Genomic DNA, 16,608 nt, shown 5'->3' on the forward strand with positions numbered 1-16,608 from the left:
ACTGCGTCACCCCTATCTGGCTGTCCGTCGGTTCTGCGCTATTGCCCCCCGCGCTGTCGCCGTTCCTCGCCGGGGGGGGGACGGTTCTTTGGCTCCCCCACACTCGCCGTTTGCCCGGGCCCCCGCCCAAACCGCGGCTATTTCTCTACCCCCCCCCCCCCCACCCGGGGGTGGGGGGGGGCCGGGGGGGCGCCCACCCCCCCCGCCCCGGAGCCGACCACCACCACATCGAATTCGAATTCCTGTGTCATCCGTCCTTCTTCGCGTCCGTGGGCGCGCCCGCCACCGCGGCACCCGTGCTCGACGCTATGGCCGCCCGGCGGTCGCGACACCGAACCGTCCCGACCAGCGGGACTTGCGGCTGACCTCCACGAATCCGGGACGGATTATTTCGATCAGGAATACCGTCGAGGGAGGCGCGGATGAAGTTCTCGATGATCTTCGAGGCGCAGATGACCGACCCCACCGCCGCGCACGAGCGACAGGTGCTGCACGACTGCGTCGAGCAGGCGGTGCTCGCCGACCGCATGGGCTTCGACACCGTCTGGGCCGTCGAGCACCACGGGCTGAAGTGGTACGCGCATATGAGCGCCCCGGAGATCTTCCTGACCTGGGTGGCGGCCCGCACCGAGCGAATCCGCCTGGGGCACGGCGTGGTGTGCATGCCGTTCAACTTCAATCATCCGGTGCGCGCGGCCGAACGCGCCGCCATGCTCGACGTGCTCTCCGGCGGCCGCCTGGAACTCGGCGCGGGCCGCGGGGCGACGCCGGTCGAAACCTCGCTGTGCGGAGTGGATCCCGATCGCACCTACCGTGAGGTCGAGGAGGCGCTGCGGCTGATCGGCACGGTCTGGCAGGATCCGGACGGCGAATTCTCCTACCACGGCGAGCTTTTGGATATCGAGCCGCACGCACTGCTGCCGCGGCCGGTGCAGTTGCCCCATCCGCCGCTCTACATGGCGTGCACGAAGAAGGACACCCTGAAGCTGGCCGCCGAGTACGGAATCGGTGCCCTGGTACTGGGTTTCGCCGGTGCGCAGGAGATCGCGGAGCTGCGCCGGATCTACGACGAGGCGATCGCCGCGCGCACCGGCGGGCGGTTCGTCTCCACCGTCGTCAACGATCATTTCGCGGCGCTGTGCCCGACGATCGTGCTCGACGACCGGGAGCAGGCGCGGCAGATCGGCGCCCGCGGACAGCGCTTCTTCGCGCAGGCGATCAAGCACTACTACGGCGCGGGCCCGGTACCGGACGAGGCCGTGGATCCGGCCGTCGACCAGCTCGCGGCCATCCGGGCCGCGGCCGACGAACACGTCGCCTACCTGCACGAGGCCGAGATCCCGGTGAAACCCGGAGCCACCGCGATCTTCAACGCCGACCACGCCTACGGCAGCCCCGAGGACGCCATCGCCTACGTCGAGCGGCTGCGGGACGCCGGCGCCGACGAGATCCTGTGCCTGATCCAGATGGGCACCGTGCCGCAGCAAGCCTGCCTGGAAACCATCCGGCACTGGGGCGAGAAGGTCATCCCCCACTTCCGGAACGGATGAGGGCCACAACCATGAAGGAAGTAACCATGACCGATCTCACCGGCAAGGTGGCCCTCATCACCGGCGCCGCCCGCGGCCAGGGCGCCGCCGAGGCGCGGATGTTCGTCGAGTGCGGCGCCCAGGTGGTGCTGACCGACGTCCTGGCGGCCGAGGGCAAGGAGCTGGCCGAATCCCTCGGCGAGTCAGCGCGTTTCGTGCGGCACGACGTCACCTCCGAGGACGACTGGCACGCCGCCCTGGCGGTCGCGCTCTCGGAGTTCGGGAAGTTGAACATCCTGGTCAACAACGCCGCGGTCTACCTCACGAAACCGCTGACGGACACCGATCCCGGTGAGCTGGAACGGATTCTGCGGGTGAACCTGGTCGGTGCGTTCCGGGGTATCAAGGCGGCGGCCGGGCCGATGACGGCGGGCGGCGGCGGTTCCATCGTCAACATCTCCTCGCAGGCGGGCATGGAGGGCCTGTCCCACCACGTCGCCTACGGCACCTCCAAATGGGGACTGCGCGGACTCACCAAGAACGCCGCACTCGACCTGGGCCCCAAGGGAATCCGGGTGAACTCGGTGCATCCGGGACCCATCGCGACGCCGATGGTGCCGCATCTGACGACCGGCGCCGGGAGCTTCCCGACGCTGCCGCTGCAACGCACCGGCCTCCCGGCCGAGGTCGCCGACCTTGTCGCCTTCCTCGCCTCCGATTCCTCGGCCTACATCACCGGCGCCGAGATCACGATCGACGGTGGCCTGGCGGCGGGCAAGTTCATCCCGGACATGCAGTCGTAGGGGCACGATCATGGCGATGACACCGCAGACCCGGGCCGTGGTCGACGCGGCCGCGGCGGCATTTCCGAAGCTGGGCACGGAGGTGCTCGACGCCGCCGAGGCGCGGCGACTGCTGGCGGCCCGGCCCGCGGCGCCACTCGACCCCATTCCCGTTGCGGCGGTGGAGAATCGGACGGTGCCCAGCCGGGCGGGCGATCCCCCGATACCGGTGCGCCTGTATCGGCCACGGGATACGCCGGGCCCGCTGCCGGTCGTCATGTTCTGCCACGGTGGCGGTTTCGTGATCTGCAGCATCGACAGCCACGACCGGTTCTGCCGCACGATGGCCAACGAGACCGGCGCCCTGGTGGTTTCGGTGGACTACCGGCTGGCGCCCGAGCACCGCTTTCCCGCCGCCGCCCGCGACGGCTACGCGGTCCTGCGCTGGATCGGCGAGCACGCCCCCGAATTCGGCGGCGATCCGGGTCGCATCGCGGTGGGCGGTGACAGCGCGGGCGGCAATGTGGTCACCGTCGCCGCGCAACTGGCGCGGGATCTGGGCGGACCGCCGATCGCGTTGCAGCTGTTGATGTATCCCATGCTCGACCCGACCTGTTCCAGCGCGTCCCACCGTGACAACGCACACGGCTACTTCGTCACGGCCGACCACCTGCGCTGGTACTGGGAGCAGTATCTCGGCGGCGCCGGCGGCGACCACCCGCACGCCGCCCCGCTACTGGCCGCTCCGGCGGGCCTGCCACCGGCGTATATCGTCACCGCGGAGTACGATCCGCTGCGCGACGAGGGCGAGGACTACGGGCGGCACCTGGCGAGCGCGGGCGTGCCGGTCGAAACCCACCGCTACGACGGCATGTTCCACGGCTTCATGACCATGTTCGACGTCCTCCCGGACGCCCGCCGCGCCGACGACGCCGCCTTCGCCGCCCTGCGCGAAGCCCTCGCCCCCACCAACATCTGACCGCCGACCAGCGCAAATTCAGGTGCGCCGCGCATCCCCGATCCCTACCGTGGACTCCATCACCACGAGAGAGGATCGAGACATGTTTCCCGTCGAGCTGCGCGGCACCCGGGCGCAGACGCTGATGTGGGCCCACGAGCACGAGGTCGAACCGGCCGCGCTGCGACAGCTGCGCACCATCGCGCAACTGGAATGGGTGCACGGCGTCCGCGTGATGCCGGACGTGCACCTCGGCAAGGGTGCCACGGTCGGCTCGGTCATCGCGATGCGCGACGCGGTCGCGCCCGCCGCGGTGGGCGTCGACATCGGCTGCGGCATGGAGGCGGTCCGCACCTCGCTGACCGCCGCCGACCTGCCCGACAGCCTGCATGCGCTGCGCTCGCGGATCGAGGCGGCGGTGCCGGTGGGATTCTCCGCGCACGAGGATCCGGTGAACGTCACACGGCTGCAGGGCGAGCTCGCCGGATCGCGCACCTCGCTGCGCGCCGGGTGGGATCGGTTCTGGGGCGCGTTCGGCGATCTCGACAAGGGCGTGCAGTCGCGGGAGTCCAAGGCGCACAAGCAGATGGGCACCCTCGGTTCCGGAAACCACTTCGTCGAGATCTGCCTGGACACCGAGGATCACGTGTGGGTGCTGCTGCATTCCGGGAGCCGCAATATCGGCAAGGAACTGGCCGAGCGGCACATGTCGGTCGCGCGGGCGCTGCCGCACAATCAGGATCTGCCCGATCGCGATCTGGCCGTATTCCTCTCCGGCACATCGGAAATGAATGCGTACCGCCGCGACCTCACCTGGGCACAGGAGTACGCGGCCCGGAATCGGGCGGTGATGCTGGCCTTGGTGTGCAAGGCGGTCCGTGACGAATTCGCCACGCTGCCCGTGCATTTCGAGAATCCGATCTCGTGCCACCACAACTACGTGGCGGAGGAGACCATCGACGGTATGCCGATGCTGGTGACCCGCAAGGGCGCGGTCCGGGCCGGTGCGGGAGAGCTGGCCCTGATCCCCGGATCCATGGGCACGCGCTCGTATGTGGTGCGGGGCAAGGGAAATCCGGCCTCGTTCCAGTCCGCCTCGCACGGCGCCGGACGCCGGATGAGCCGCAATGCCGCCAAGAGGCAGTTCACGGTGGCGGATCTGGTGGCGCAGACCGAGGGTGTCGAATCCCGCAAGGACGCCGGGGTGATCGATGAGATCCCCGCCGCCTACAAGGATATCGATGAGGTCATCGCGGCCCAGCAGGATCTGGTGGATGTTGTCGCGACCCTGCGGCAGGTGCTGTGCGTGAAGGGCTGAGGGCCGCTCTATCTCCGCAGCGCCCCCACCAATCCCGCACCCAGCAGCATGAATCCCGAGACGAGCGCGAACCCGTAGGTGATCCACGCGTGCAACGCCACCAGTAGCGCGTCGTTCACCCACGGCAGATCGGCGATGAGGCCGAAGGTTTCGTCGGGGAACAGGATGTGGAGCACGCCGGGCAGGACACCCCACACCAGGCCCGCGACGGTGGTGCCGAGCGGCGAGTAGGCGGCCAGCACCACGACGAGCATCAGCAGCAGCGAGCCGCCCACGATCTCCAGGGCGGCCGTCCAGCGGTCGGTGACGGCGCCGACGATCACCCAGTAGCGGATGTCGGCGCCGCCCTTGGCGGCGAAGGCGATACCGACCGGGGTCAACAACAACCCGAACAGCACGCCGCCCACGGTGCGGCCGGTCATGCCGCGGTTCTGGAACTGCGACCCCGGCGGGGACCAGCCCGCAGGTGACTCGAACTTGTTCGGCATCGCCCCGTCCTCCCTGCATTCCCGCGGTGCCGCGGAGACCTCGTCGTCTCTGCACCACCCATTGTCCTGCCTGAGTCGGAAATATGTCCGACCGGAGGCGGAAATCGTTCTCGGCGCGGCATTTCTGTCGTCGTCGCTGGTTAGCATCGGGTATGGGCTCGACCGATGTGACCTCCGAACCACCCGCGCTCCCCGGCGTCCGGCGTTCCTTCGTGACCGCGCGCGGCGTGCGATTCCACGTGACCGAGGCCGGTCCGGCGGATGGGCGGCCGGTGGTCGTGCTGCACGGCTGGCCGCAGCACCACTACACCTACCGGCACCTGCTCGCGGATCCGCCCGCCGGGCTGCGGATCATCGCGCCGGACCTGCCGGGTTACGGCTGGTCGGGCCCGGCGCCGCACCGCTGGGCGAAGGAGGATGTCGCACAGGACGTGCTGGCGCTGCTGGACGAGCTCGGCGTGTCGCGGGCGCTGCTGGCCGGGCACGACTGGGGTGGCTACGTCGGCTTCCTGATGGTGCTGCGCGATCCCGGGCGCTTCGACGGCTATCTGCCGCTCAATATCGCGCACCCGTGGAACACGGCACGCACGATGGCACCGCACTTCTGGCGTTTCCTGCTGTATCAGCCGCTGGTGGCGGCGTTCGGGATGCCGCTGCATCGGCGCACCCGCTTCATCGACCGGGTACTGCGGATGGGCGTGACCGACCGCGGCGAGTTCACCCCCGAGGTCGTGCGCACCTACAGCGACAGCTTCCGCAACCCGATCGCCGCCCGCGCGGCCACCGACACCTACCGCACCTTCCTGCTGCGCGAGATCCCCGCCCAGCGCCGCCCCGAGCGCCGCCGCGCCTCGATTCCGATCCGCGCCCTGTTCGGCACCGACGACGGCGCGATCCACCGCTCCCTGGCCTCCGCCGACCCGGCGAAGGCCGACGACTACACGGTCGAATACGTCTCCGGCTGCGGGCACTTCCTTCCCGAGGAGCGCGCGGATCTGGTGCGTGTGCGGCTGCTGGAGCTGGCCGCGACGACCGCGCGGCGCAGCGCCTAGTCGCGGGCGTTCGGGACTTAGGTCCCCACTTCGGGCACATCGGCATCGAAACGATGAATCGGGCCCGGCGGCGACGTCTGCAGTGGTGAACTCGTCACATCCGACCGGGAGGCCATCATGCAGAAGATCGTCACCAATCTGTGGTACGACACCGAGGCCGAGGAGGCCGCCACCTACTACTGTTCGCTGTTCCCGGATTCGAAGATCACCGATGTCCAGTACTACTCCGAGTCCGGCCCCCGCCCCGCGGATCTGGCGATGGTCGTCGACTTCGAACTGGCGGGCCAGCGGTTCACCGCGATCAACGGCGGCGGCGAGTACAACTACACCCACGCCATGTCGCTGCTGGTCAACTGCGACAGTCAGGACGAGGTCGACCGGCTCTGGGACACCCTGCTCGCCGACGGCGGCGAGGAGGTCCAATGCGGTTGGCTCAACGACAAATACGGCGTCCCCTGGCAGATCTGGCCCGCCGAGGCCAACGACCTCATGAAGGGCGACCCCGCAGCCGTAGACCGCGCCCTCCAGGCCATGTACACCATGAAAAAGATCGACCTGCCCACCATGCGCAAGGCCTACGAATCCAGCTGACGTTCCCGCACCACCTACACGTTCCCGCACCGGTTACGGGGGCCTGTAACCGGTGCGGGAACCAACAAGGGGTGCGGGAATGCGGAGGTCCTCGCCGGTGTCGGTGGTGTCCGGCACGATGGGGCTCGTGACTATGAGCGAGCTGCGGGGATCTGCCGAGGAATTGCTGCGGGAGCTGGCGGGGCCGCGGGCGCGCCTGCGGGAGGACCAGTGGACGGCGATCGAGGCGCTGGTGGTGCAGCGGCGCCGGGCGCTGGTGGTGCAGCGCACCGGCTGGGGCAAGTCGGCGGTGTATTTCATCGCCGCCAAGCTGCTGCGGGCCGCCGGGCGCGGGCCCACGGTGATCGTCTCGCCGCTGCTGGCGCTGATGCGCAACCAGGTCGCCGCCGCGCAGCGCGCCGGGGTGGTCGCGGAGACCATCAACTCCGGCAATGTCACCGAGTGGGACGCGATCCACGCCCGGGTGGCCGCGGGCGAGGTCGATGTGCTGCTGGTGAGCCCGGAGCGCTTGAACAATCCGGACTTTCGCGATTCGGTGCTGCCGAAGCTGGCCGCCGACGCCGGGCTCGTGGTGATCGACGAGGCGCACTGCGTCTCCGACTGGGGGCACGATTTCCGTCCCGACTACCGCCGCATCCGGACCCTCGTCGCCGACCTCGGCAGCGATATCCCGGTGCTGGCCACGACGGCGACGGCGAACGACCGGGTGGTGACCGACGTCGCCACCCAGATCGGCGGCATCCGGGTCGGCTCGGATGATCGCGATCCGGGCGAAGGCACGAACGCCGACACGCTCGTCCTGCGCGGCACGCTCGACCGCGAATCGCTACACCTGTCGGTGCTCCGCATCGACGACGCCGTGCAGCGCACCGCCTGGTTGAGCAAGCACCTGCACGAGCTGCCCGGCTCCGGCATCATCTACACCCTCACCGTCGCCGCCGGCCACGACCTGGCCGATGTGCTCACCTCGCACGGCCACCGGGTCGCGGCCTACACCGGCCAGACCGACCCCGCCGAACGCGAGGTGCTCGAGCAGGCACTCCTGGACAACGAGGTGAAGGCGCTGGTCGCCACCTCCGCGCTGGGCATGGGCTTCGACAAGCCGGACCTGGGATTCGTCGTGCACGTCGGCGCCCCGTCCTCGCCGATCGCCTACTACCAGCAGGTCGGCCGCGCGGGTCGCGGCACCGAGCGGGCCGAGGTGCTGCTGCTGCCCGGCCCGGAGGACCGCCGGATCTGGAGCTACTTCGCCTCGGTGGCCTTCCCCCGCGAACACGTGGTCCGCGCGGTCCTCGACGCGCTCGACCGCGAGCGCCCGCAGTCGACGGCCGCACTGGAACCGCTGGTGGAGCTCAATCGCTCCCGGCTGGAGATGGTGCTGAAGGTCCTCGACGTGGACGGTGCGGTCCGCCGGGTGCGGGGCGGCTGGCTCGCGACCGGAGAGCCGTGGACCTACGACACCGAGCGTTACGAACGCCTGTCGGTGGCGCGCGAGGCCGAACAGCAGGCGATGATCGACTACCAGGCGACCACCGCATGCCGCATGAACTTCCTGCGCGCCCAGCTCGACGACCCCGGCCTGACCGAGGACGGCTGCGGCCGGTGCGACAATTGCACGGGCGTCCGCCACGACACCGGGGTCGATACGGGAGAGCTGGCCGCCATCCGCGCCCGGCTGGACCGCCCGGGCATCGATCTGGCCCCGCGCAAACAGTGGCCGACCGGTATGGCGAAGCTCGGAGTCCCGTTGTCCGGCAAGATTTCCGACGGCGCGGAGACCGGGCGGGTGCTCGGCAGGCTCAGCGATCTCGGCTGGGGGCAGCGCCTGCGCTCCCTGCTCGACGGCCCCGACGGCCCGGTGCCCGACCACGTCTTCGACGCGTGCATTGCCATTCTGCGCGAATGGGATTGGGCCGAGCGCCCCACCTCGGTCATGGCCCTGCAATCCCCCGCGCAGCCCCGGCTGGCGGCCGACCTGGCCGCCCGGCTGGCCCGCGTGGGCCGCCTGCGCGACCTCGGCACCCTGTCGCCCCGCCCCGACCGCCCACCGGTCTCGGCGGCCAACTCCGCCCACCGCGTCGCGGCCCTGTTCGACTCCTGGGAGGTCCCCGACCTCACGGGCCTGGACGGTCCCCTCCTCCTGGTGGACACCCTCACCGATACCGGCTGGACCCTGACCCTCGCCGCCCGCGCCCTCCGCCGGGCCGGCGCCCCGGCCGTCCTGCCCTTCGCCCTGGCCACGCCGAGCTGACCCGCGGCCGATCATCCGTCCTGCCGCCGCTGAGGGGCGCGTTCGCGTGCCAGGGCATGATCGAGTGGCTATCGTCGGACGGGTGGCCAGCAAGTCTGCGTCGCCCGCGATCGAGCTGACCGTCGGCGAGCGCACAGTTCGCGTGTCGAATCCGGAGCGGGTGTATTTCCCCGAGACCGGGGCGACCAAGCTCGATCTGGTGCGGTACTACCTGAGCGTGGGCGACGGGATCGTCAATGCGCTGCGGGACCGGCCGTGCATGCTGCACCGGTTCCCCAAGGGCCTACCGGGCGGCAAGGTGCATCAGAAACGCGTGCCCGCGGGCGCGCCGGACTGGATCCCGACCGTCCGCGTGTACTTCCCCCGCTACGGCCGCACCGCCGACGAGCTGTGCGTGAGCGAACTGGCCGACGTGATCTGGGCGGCGCAGATGTCGACCGTGGAGTTCCATCCGTGGAACTCGCGCCGATTCGACACCGAGAAGCCCGACGAATGGCGCATCGACCTGGATCCGATGCCCGACTGCCCGTGGTCGCGGGTGCAGCGGGTGGCGGGCGTCGTCGAGGAGGTCCTCGGCGAACTCGGCGCGGTCGGCTGGCCGAAGACCTCGGGCGGCAAGGGGTTACACGTCTATGTGCGCATCGCGCCGGAATTCGGCTTCCAGGACGTGCGCCGCGCGGCCCTGGCCTTCGCCCGCGAGGTCGAGCGCCGCGCCCCCGACGATGTGACCACCACCTGGTGGCGCCGCGACCGCGACCCGAAGCTGTTGTTCGTCGACTACAACCAAAACGCCAGAGACCATACGATCGCCGCCGCGTATTCGGTGCGCGGCGTACCGGAGGCGACCGTGTCGACCCCGGTGCGCTGGGACGAGATCCCCGATATCGACCCGCGCGACTTCACCATGGCCACCGTGCCCGACCGCTACGCGAAGCTCGGCGACCTGCACGCGGGCATCGACGACGCGGTCTACGAACTGGACACGCTGCTGGAATGGGCCGACCGCGACCGGGTGGAGGTCGACCTGGACGAAGACATGGCGGAGGGGTGACGGTTCGCCCGGCGCCGGGGACGATCCGGAGCTTCCGCCCGAAAGCAACTCGATACAGTGCACCTGGCCGGTGACATCGGCCCGGTGTCCGGGCGCACGGCCGGACGAACACACGCGCGACCGCGAAGGAGATCGCATATGACGTCGGTGCCGATCGCACTGGGCCCCGCCCGTACCCCCTTGCTCGAGCAGGCGATCGTCGCGGGCGGCGGCACCCTCACCGAGCTGGGCTCGGCCCGCGCGCTGATCTGGGACGGCGAGCCCGCAGGCTTCCCGCGGCAGCTGCCCGAAGTCATCGAATGGGTGCAGCTGTTCTCCGCGGGCGTCGAGGAATGGTTCGACTCCGGCGTGTTCGAACGCCATCCGGATGTCGTATTCACCTCCGCCGCAGGCGCTTTCGCCAAGAGCGTGGCCGAGCACGCCCTGATGCTGCTGCTGGCGGGCGTGCGGTACCTGCCCGAACACCTCCGGGCCCGCAGCTGGCGGCAGTCCGAATTCTTCCCGCACGTCGGCACGCTGCGCGGCGCCACCGTGACCATCGTCGGCGCGGGCGGCATCGGCCGTGAACTGATCACCCTGCTGCATCCGTTCGGTGTGCGGGTCATTGCCGTGAACCGGTCCGGCACGCCCGTTTCCGCACCCGGCGTCGTGGAAACCGTTCCGGCACACCGATTGTCGCAGGTGTGGCCGCGCACCGATCACGTCGTGGTGGCCGCCCCCGCCACACCCGACACCCGCCATCTCGTCGGCAAGGCCGAACTCGCCCAGCTGAAACCGACGTCGTGGGTGATCAATATCGCCCGCGGCAGCCTCGTCGACACCGACGCGCTGGTCCAGGCACTGCGCGACGGCACGCTGGGCGGCGCGGGCCTGGATGTCACCGATCCGGAACCGCTCCCCGACGGCCACCCGCTCTGGGAACTGCCGAATGCCATTGTCACCCCGCATGATTCGAATCCGCCCCACCTGCGCACCGCGGCCTTCGCCGATCACGTCACCGAGAACGTCCGCCGCTTCGCCGACGGTCGCGACCTGATCGCCCGGATCGATGTCGTCGCCGGATACTGACCACACGCCGGAATGACGAGGCCCGATTCGAGGGCGCCGCACCCCTGTCTCACTCGTGCCCGGCGACCGCCCGCCGGTATCGATCGATCAGCGTGCGCACCGCCTCGGCAAGCTCCGGCGAGTCCACCACCTCGAAATCGGCATCCAGCATGCCCAGGTAGAGCGCGAGCAGCAGCGGGTTGTCCGAGCCGGGCTCGAAGGCGCAGCGGTCGTCGCCGAGCGGTTCGATATCGGCCGGAATCGGCAGCCGCGCCCGCACCCGCGCGGCGGGCGCGTGCACGACCACCCGCGCGCGGAACTGCCAGGTGGCCTCGCCGGTTCCGCGCACGACGCGGTCGGCGATCTCGTCGTCCGACGGTAGGGCGCGCGGGGTGAACCGCGGTCCGGCCGAGGTCCGCGGTCGCATGCGATCGGCCCGGAAGGTCCGCCAATCGTCGCGCTCCGGATCCCAGGCCACCAGGTACCAGCGCTGCCGGTGGCTGACCAGCCGATAGGGCTCCACCGTCCGGCGGGTCACCGCACCGGAGTGCGCGCGGTAGTCGAACCGCAGCCGCTCGTGATCGCGGCACGCACCCGCGATCACGGTCAGCACATCCGGATCGACCAGCGGGCCGCGGAACGGCACGGGCAGCGTGTGCTGGAAGGCCCCGATCCGATGACGCAGCCGCGACGGCAGCAGCTGCTGCAGCTTGGTCAGCGCACGCAGCGAGGCTTCCTCCATACCTGCGATGGAACCGCTTGCGGCCGTGCGCAATCCGAGGACGACGGCGACCGCCTCCTCATCGTCGAGCAGCAGCGGCGGCAGCGCACCTCCGACGCCCAGCCGATAGCCGCCGTCCACCCCCGGCCGTGCCTGGACCGGATAGCCGAGTTCACGCAGCCGGTCGATGTCCTTGCGGACGGTCCGCGTGGTGACATGCAGCCGCTGAGCCAATTCGGTGCCGGTCCAGTCGCGCCGCGCCTGCAGTAGCGAGAGCAAACGCAGCAACCGGGCCGAGGTCTCCAACATGGTTCGAATCTATCTCGAAACTAGGAACGGAATGTTCCGCAATTCTTCGTACGGTTATCCAGTGATCACGACCGGTTCGTGATTCGATGCGAAAGTCAGAACGGAGTCACCCTCATGACCAACGACATTCGGCCCTTCCGGATCGATATCCCCCAGTCCGACCTCGACTACCTGCGCGACCGGCTCACCCACGCCCGCTGGCCCGCCACCCTGCCCGGGATCGGGCGGGAGCGCGGCATCACCGTGGACCACCTGCGGGAGCTGGCCGAGCACTGGCGGACCGAATTCGATTGGCGCGCACAGGAAGCCGCCCTCAACTCGTTCCCGCAGTTCACCACCGAGATCGACGGGCAGCGCATCCACTTCCTGCACGTGCGCTCCGCCCGCCCGGATGCGACACCGCTGCTCATCACCCACGGCTACCCGAGCTCGGTGGTCGAGTTCACCGATCTCATCGGACTGCTGACCGATCCCGCCGACGGCCCGGCATTCCACGTCGTGGCGCCCTCGCTGCCCGGGTACACGCTGTCGACCCCGCTGAGCGGTACCGGATGGGCGATGACCCGCACCGCCCGCGCCTGGATCGAGTTGATGCGCCGGCTCGGGTACGACCGGTACGGGGTCCACGGCGGCGATGTCGGCGCCGGGGTGTCCGGCGCCGTCGCCGGTCTGGACGGCGAGCACGTGACCGGCGTGCACGTGGTGACCGATCCGCTGACGGCCGCCGCCACCGCCACGTTCCTGCCCGGCATGGCCGAGGGCCTGAACCCGAACGATCCGGTCGACGAGCTGATCCTCACCCGCATGGAGGATTTCCGGCGCGACAGCTCGGGCTATCTGGCCATCCAGAACAGCCGACCGCAGACCGTCGGCTACGGCCTCACCGACTCGCCGCTGTTCCAATTGGCCTGGATCGCAGAGAAATTCGACGAATGGACGACCGAACCGATCGACCGCGACCGGCTGCTGCTCACCACGGCGAGCCTGTACTGGTTCACCGGATCGGGCGTCGGCGCCGCCCACACCCTCTACGAGCAGGCGCATTCCTCGGACTGGGGCGCGCCGCCCAGCGTGCCGCAGGGCTTCGCCGTCTTCGGCGCCGACGAGACCGTGCGCCACGTGGTGCCCGCCCCCGCGGACGCGCACTGGACCGAATTCGACCACGCCCTGCACTTCCCGGCCATGGAGGCACCGGCGGACCTGGCCCGGGACCTGCGAGAGTTCTTCGGCTCCCTGAAATAGACGTAGGCTCATGCCGAACGTTCGCCGAGCGATAGGCAGGTCCACGATGAGCCCCGAGCCGAACCCGGCGACCTTCGTCCTGATCCACGGCGGCGGCAGCAGCTCGTGGGACTGGCATCTGGTCGTCCCCGAATTGCGGGCGTACGGGCACGATGTGGTCGCCGTGGACCTGCCGATCGAGAATCCGGCGAACGGGATCTCGGAGTACGCCGACGCGGTGATCGCCGAGATCGGCGATCGCTCGAATATCGTCGTGGTAGCGCATTCCTACGGCGGCCTGACCGCGCCGGTGGTGTGCTCCCGGCTCGACACCGAGCTGCTGATACTGGTGAGCGGCATGATCCCGGTGCCGGGCGCGGCACCCGATGCCTGGTGGGCCGACGCCGGATTCCGCGATGTCGCGATGGATACCCGCGAGCAGATCATCGATGCGTTCATGCACGATGTCCCGGCCGACCTGGCGGCCGAGGCGCTGCGGCGCGAACGCAACGACGCGAGTGCCAAGGGCTCCGAACCGGTTCCCCTCGAGGACTGGCCGCGGGTTCCGACCCGTTTCCTGCTCTGCCGCGACGACCGTTTCTTCCCACCGGAATTCATGCGACCGCTGGTCCGCGAGCGCCTCGGCATCGAACCGGACGAGATCGACGGCAGCCATTGCGTCATGCTCAGCCATCCGAAAGCCCTGGCCGACAACCTCATTCGCTACTGGTCTCAGGTGTAACCGTCCCGCGTCAAGCGCGTTCGAAAAGCCATGCGGCGCAGGAGAATCCCGCTGCGGCGAGGGCGAGGCACCACAGCACGGCGGATAGCCCAGCCGAGCCCACGGGGGTGCCGGTGAGCAGACCGCGGAGGACACCGATCACGGGCGTCGCGGGCTGGTGTCCGGCGAAACCGCGCAGCCAGCCCGGCATGGTCGCGACCGGCACGAAGGCGCTGCTGATGTACGGGACGAACATGATGGCGTAGGTGAAACCGCCTGCCGCCTCCGGACTCCGGGCCAGCAGGCCGAGCGCGATGGCGATCCAGGTGACGGCATGGACCAGCAGGATGATCATGCCTGCTATCGCGAGCCATGCGAAAAACCCTGCGCTGGGCCGGAATCCGAGGGCGAGCGCCACGAGGAACAGCACGCCGATCACGCCGAGATTGCGCAGCACGCCCTCACCGGCATGTCCGGCCAGCAGGGCCTGACGGAAGGCGGGCAGCGTCCGGAACCGCTCGATCGCCCCGCCGCGCACATCCTGCGCGACCGCCGTGGCCGTGATCGACGCCCCGAATCCCGTGCACAGCAGGACGATTCCCGGCACCACGTAGTCGATATAGGGCATGTCCACCGCTATCGCGCCGCCGAACACGTATACGAACAGCAGCATGATCAGCACCGGAAGCAACATCGAGATCACCAATGTATCCCGGCTCCGCACCGTCCGCCGCAGACACCTCCGCACCATCACCCAACTGTCGGCGCACACCCGAACCACCGGCGCTGTCATCGCGCACCGCTTCCCGTGATCGCGCGCCACGTCCCCGCTCCCGTGATCGCGCGCCGCGTCCTCGCTCCCGGCATACACCGGGATGGCGGGCGCCGGACGGAATCGGTCACCGGGCGGCGGCCTCGACTATATCGGCGGTGCGCGCGGTCGCATCCGAACTCGAGTGCAGCTGGGCCGCAAGCTCTTTCGCGCGCTGCGCGACCTCGGGCCGCAGGATGCGGCGCACGCCCTGCGCGAGCCGGTCGCGATCGAGTTTCCGGAAGCTCACATGCGCGCCCACCCCGAGGCGTTCGACCTGCCCGCCCCACATCGGCTGATCGAACGACACCGAGCACACCAGCGTCGGCAGCCCGGCGCGCAGGGTTTCGAAGGTGGTGCCGATGCCGCCGTGGTGGACGGCGGCGGCGCACAGCGGGAACACCAGGTCGTGGGCGAGCGGGCCCACCACCTTGATGTGCGGCCCGGCTTCGGCGTTCGCGGTGTCGAGATCGCTCCACCCGGCGCTGACCAGCCCGCGCAGGCCCTGGCGATCACACACCTCGCGCACCATCGCCAGCACGGCGTGCGTATCCCGGATCGGCATGCTGCCGAAGCCGAAATACACCGGCGGCGCGTCCTGGCGCAGCCAGGAGACCAGGTCGGCGTGATCGGTCGCCAATTCCCCGATCGCCTCGCGCGCGGATCGTTCCAGCGGCAGGAAGCCGACGAACGGCCGCCGCCTGTCCCACTGCTCGGGCAGGCCGGGGACCAGCGCCGCATCGTAGATCTGCACCTCGGGGACGCCGTCCCGGGCGAGCTGGGCCGCGGTGCTCGCGGCGGTGCGCGGCAGCCGCAGTTCGGTGCGCAGGCGGTTGAGATAGCGCAGGAACACCACGCGCCGCAGGTTCTCCGCGAGCGCCCAGGTGGCCCGGTTCACCGCCGCGGGCGGGCGCCATGTCGGCGGCAGCGCGCCGGGGAACGGGTAGGCGGGATTGCTGCGGCACGGGAAGCCGTGCAGCGAGACCATCGGCACCCGCATCGCCTCGGCCACCGCGTGCGCCCGGTCCTCGGTGAGCATGGTGGCCACGATCAGGTCGGCGTCGGCGCAGACCTCGATCACCTCGCGGTTCATCCGGTCGGCATAGTCGGCCATCTGCTTGCCGACCAGCTGCATGAGCCGGAAGCTGCTGCCCGCGGCCAGCGCCCGCTGACCCTGGTCGGAGGAGTACAGCTGCTGCACATCCGGCCCGCACGGGAGCGCGGTCAGCCCCGCGCGCGTGACGAAGTCGACGAGGTTCGGCGGCGCCCCCAGCCGCACCTCGTGGCCGCGCCGCCGCAGCTCCAGGCCGAGCGCGACCGCGGGCTGCACATCGCCCCGCGTGCCGGTCAGCGGAATCGCCACTCGCATACGGTGTCCTCTCCGGTCCGCGTCGTCCAACTTCGCTGCCGCATCGCCGCCACCGCCGTAGGGTGAGCCCGTGCACATCGCGATGTTCACCGATTTTCACCCGGCCACGGTGGGCGGGATCCAAAGTTCGGTGAATTCACAACGTCGCGCCCTCCAGCGCCTCGGCCACCGAGTCACCCTCTTCACCACCCCCGGCCCACCACTCCCCGCCCCGCCCGACCAACCACCACCCACCAACCCGGCCCCACACTTCCCAACCACCACAAACCCGGACGCCCACTTTACAACCACCACAGACCCGGACGCGGGCGTTCCGTAAACCGCAGAGCCGGACGCAAGCGTGAAATGATCCTGCTACCCGGAAGGATTGTGTGGGGGGCGCGCCGGGG

16 protein-coding genes are annotated in these 16,608 nt (G+C 69.9%); 12 read left to right on the forward strand and 4 right to left on the reverse strand.

Features of this window, described 5'->3' with window-relative positions:
- Positions 1–422: 422 nt before the first annotated feature.
- From QH290_RS30725 to QH290_RS30740, 4 genes are all read left to right on the forward strand, one after another.
- Positions 423–1,550 carry an LLM class flavin-dependent oxidoreductase gene (locus tag QH290_RS30725; RefSeq protein WP_280386682.1) on the forward strand — a complete coding sequence of 376 codons (1,128 nt, stop codon included), beginning with the start codon at positions 423–425 and terminating at the stop codon, positions 1,548–1,550.
- Between the two features lie 26 nt (positions 1,551–1,576).
- Positions 1,577–2,332 carry an SDR family NAD(P)-dependent oxidoreductase gene (locus tag QH290_RS30730; protein WP_280386684.1) on the forward strand — a complete coding sequence of 252 codons (756 nt, stop codon included), beginning with the start codon at positions 1,577–1,579 and terminating at the stop codon, positions 2,330–2,332.
- 16 nt (positions 2,333–2,348) lie between these two features.
- On the forward strand, positions 2,349–3,290 hold the full coding sequence (locus tag QH290_RS30735) for an alpha/beta hydrolase (RefSeq protein WP_280386686.1): 942 nt from the start codon (positions 2,349–2,351) through the stop codon (positions 3,288–3,290).
- A gap of 82 nt (positions 3,291–3,372) precedes the next feature.
- Positions 3,373–4,587 (forward strand): RtcB family protein, encoded by a 1,215-nt coding sequence (locus QH290_RS30740; RefSeq protein WP_280386688.1) that lies wholly within the window; start codon positions 3,373–3,375, stop codon positions 4,585–4,587.
- Positions 4,588–4,595: 8 nt separating this feature from the next.
- Here the strand turns inward: QH290_RS30740 and QH290_RS30745 are convergent, their stop codons facing one another.
- Entirely contained in the window at positions 4,596–5,075 is a 480-nt protein-coding gene (locus QH290_RS30745; protein ID WP_280266373.1) for a hypothetical protein, read from the reverse strand.
- A 167-nt stretch (positions 5,076–5,242) separates the two neighbouring features.
- On the opposite strand from QH290_RS30745, the gene QH290_RS30750 reads away from it, so the two are divergent.
- From QH290_RS30750 to QH290_RS30770, 5 genes are all read left to right on the forward strand, one after another.
- Positions 5,243–6,127: an alpha/beta fold hydrolase gene (locus QH290_RS30750; RefSeq protein WP_280386701.1), complete on the forward strand. Its 885-nt coding sequence runs from the start codon at positions 5,243–5,245 to the stop codon at positions 6,125–6,127.
- Between the two features lie 117 nt (positions 6,128–6,244).
- Positions 6,245–6,718 (forward strand): VOC family protein, encoded by a 474-nt coding sequence (locus QH290_RS30755; protein WP_280266374.1) that lies wholly within the window; start codon positions 6,245–6,247, stop codon positions 6,716–6,718.
- Between the two features lie 118 nt (positions 6,719–6,836).
- Positions 6,837–8,969 (forward strand): RecQ family ATP-dependent DNA helicase, encoded by a 2,133-nt coding sequence (locus tag QH290_RS30760; protein WP_280386702.1) that lies wholly within the window; start codon positions 6,837–6,839, stop codon positions 8,967–8,969.
- An 82-nt stretch (positions 8,970–9,051) separates the two neighbouring features.
- Positions 9,052–10,020, forward strand: a complete 969-nt coding sequence (ligD, locus tag QH290_RS30765; RefSeq protein WP_280266375.1) for a non-homologous end-joining DNA ligase — start codon at positions 9,052–9,054, stop codon at positions 10,018–10,020.
- 138 nt (positions 10,021–10,158) lie between these two features.
- A complete protein-coding gene (locus tag QH290_RS30770) occupies positions 10,159–11,088 on the forward strand; it encodes a D-isomer specific 2-hydroxyacid dehydrogenase family protein (RefSeq protein ID WP_280386691.1) in 930 nt (309 codons plus the stop codon).
- 49 nt (positions 11,089–11,137) lie between these two features.
- Here the strand turns inward: QH290_RS30770 and QH290_RS30775 are convergent, their stop codons facing one another.
- Entirely contained in the window at positions 11,138–12,097 is a 960-nt protein-coding gene (locus tag QH290_RS30775) for a helix-turn-helix transcriptional regulator (protein ID WP_280386693.1), read from the reverse strand.
- A gap of 114 nt (positions 12,098–12,211) precedes the next feature.
- Here QH290_RS30775 and QH290_RS30780 point away from each other — a divergent pair, with 114 nt between their 5' ends.
- Together QH290_RS30780 and QH290_RS30785 are read left to right on the forward strand one after the other, a co-directional pair.
- Complete coding sequence (locus QH290_RS30780; protein WP_280386695.1) at positions 12,212–13,339, forward strand: epoxide hydrolase family protein; 1,128 nt, start codon at positions 12,212–12,214, stop codon at positions 13,337–13,339.
- Positions 13,340–13,385: 46 nt separating this feature from the next.
- Complete coding sequence (locus QH290_RS30785) at positions 13,386–14,060, forward strand: alpha/beta fold hydrolase (protein ID WP_280386697.1); 675 nt, start codon at positions 13,386–13,388, stop codon at positions 14,058–14,060.
- A 10-nt stretch (positions 14,061–14,070) separates the two neighbouring features.
- On the opposite strand, the gene QH290_RS30790 is transcribed toward QH290_RS30785, so the two are convergent.
- Positions 14,071–14,763: an ABC transporter permease gene (locus QH290_RS30790; protein ID WP_280386705.1), complete on the reverse strand. Its 693-nt coding sequence runs from the start codon at positions 14,761–14,763 to the stop codon at positions 14,071–14,073.
- Between QH290_RS30790 and QH290_RS30795 the strand changes: the two genes are divergently transcribed.
- Positions 14,711–14,851 (forward strand): hypothetical protein, encoded by a 141-nt coding sequence (locus QH290_RS30795; protein ID WP_280386707.1) that lies wholly within the window; start codon positions 14,711–14,713, stop codon positions 14,849–14,851. The genes QH290_RS30790 and QH290_RS30795 overlap by 53 nt on opposite strands.
- 87 nt (positions 14,852–14,938) lie before the next feature.
- On the opposite strand, the gene QH290_RS30800 is transcribed toward QH290_RS30795, so the two are convergent.
- Entirely contained in the window at positions 14,939–16,219 is a 1,281-nt protein-coding gene (locus tag QH290_RS30800) for a glycosyltransferase (protein WP_280386699.1), read from the reverse strand.
- Positions 16,220–16,608 lie beyond the last annotated feature (389 nt).

The sequence above is a fragment of the Nocardia wallacei genome (assembly GCF_029869545.1).
In the GTDB taxonomy this organism is placed as follows: Bacteria; Actinomycetota; Actinomycetes; order Mycobacteriales; family Mycobacteriaceae; genus Nocardia; species Nocardia wallacei_A.

Coding starts and splice junctions, on each gene's coding strand:
- QH290_RS30775 (WP_280386693.1), bottom strand. CDS start 12,097: ATGTTGGAGACCTCGGCCCGGTTGCTGCGTTTGCTCTCGCTACTGCAG.
- QH290_RS30760 (WP_280386702.1), top strand. CDS start 6,837: ATGGGGCTCGTGACTATGAGCGAGCTGCGGGGATCTGCCGAGGAATTG.
- QH290_RS30795 (WP_280386707.1), top strand. CDS start 14,711: ATGATCAGCACCGGAAGCAACATCGAGATCACCAATGTATCCCGGCTC.
- QH290_RS30735 (WP_280386686.1), top strand. CDS start 2,349: ATGACACCGCAGACCCGGGCCGTGGTCGACGCGGCCGCGGCGGCATTT.
- QH290_RS30780 (WP_280386695.1), top strand. CDS start 12,212: ATGACCAACGACATTCGGCCCTTCCGGATCGATATCCCCCAGTCCGAC.
- QH290_RS30800 (WP_280386699.1), bottom strand. CDS start 16,219: ATGCGAGTGGCGATTCCGCTGACCGGCACGCGGGGCGATGTGCAGCCC.
- QH290_RS30755 (WP_280266374.1), top strand. CDS start 6,245: ATGCAGAAGATCGTCACCAATCTGTGGTACGACACCGAGGCCGAGGAG.
- QH290_RS30770 (WP_280386691.1), top strand. CDS start 10,159: ATGACGTCGGTGCCGATCGCACTGGGCCCCGCCCGTACCCCCTTGCTC.
- QH290_RS30725 (WP_280386682.1), top strand. CDS start 423: ATGAAGTTCTCGATGATCTTCGAGGCGCAGATGACCGACCCCACCGCC.
- QH290_RS30785 (WP_280386697.1), top strand. CDS start 13,386: ATGAGCCCCGAGCCGAACCCGGCGACCTTCGTCCTGATCCACGGCGGC.
- QH290_RS30745 (WP_280266373.1), bottom strand. CDS start 5,075: ATGCCGAACAAGTTCGAGTCACCTGCGGGCTGGTCCCCGCCGGGGTCG.
- QH290_RS30740 (WP_280386688.1), top strand. CDS start 3,373: ATGTTTCCCGTCGAGCTGCGCGGCACCCGGGCGCAGACGCTGATGTGG.
- QH290_RS30730 (WP_280386684.1), top strand. CDS start 1,577: ATGACCGATCTCACCGGCAAGGTGGCCCTCATCACCGGCGCCGCCCGC.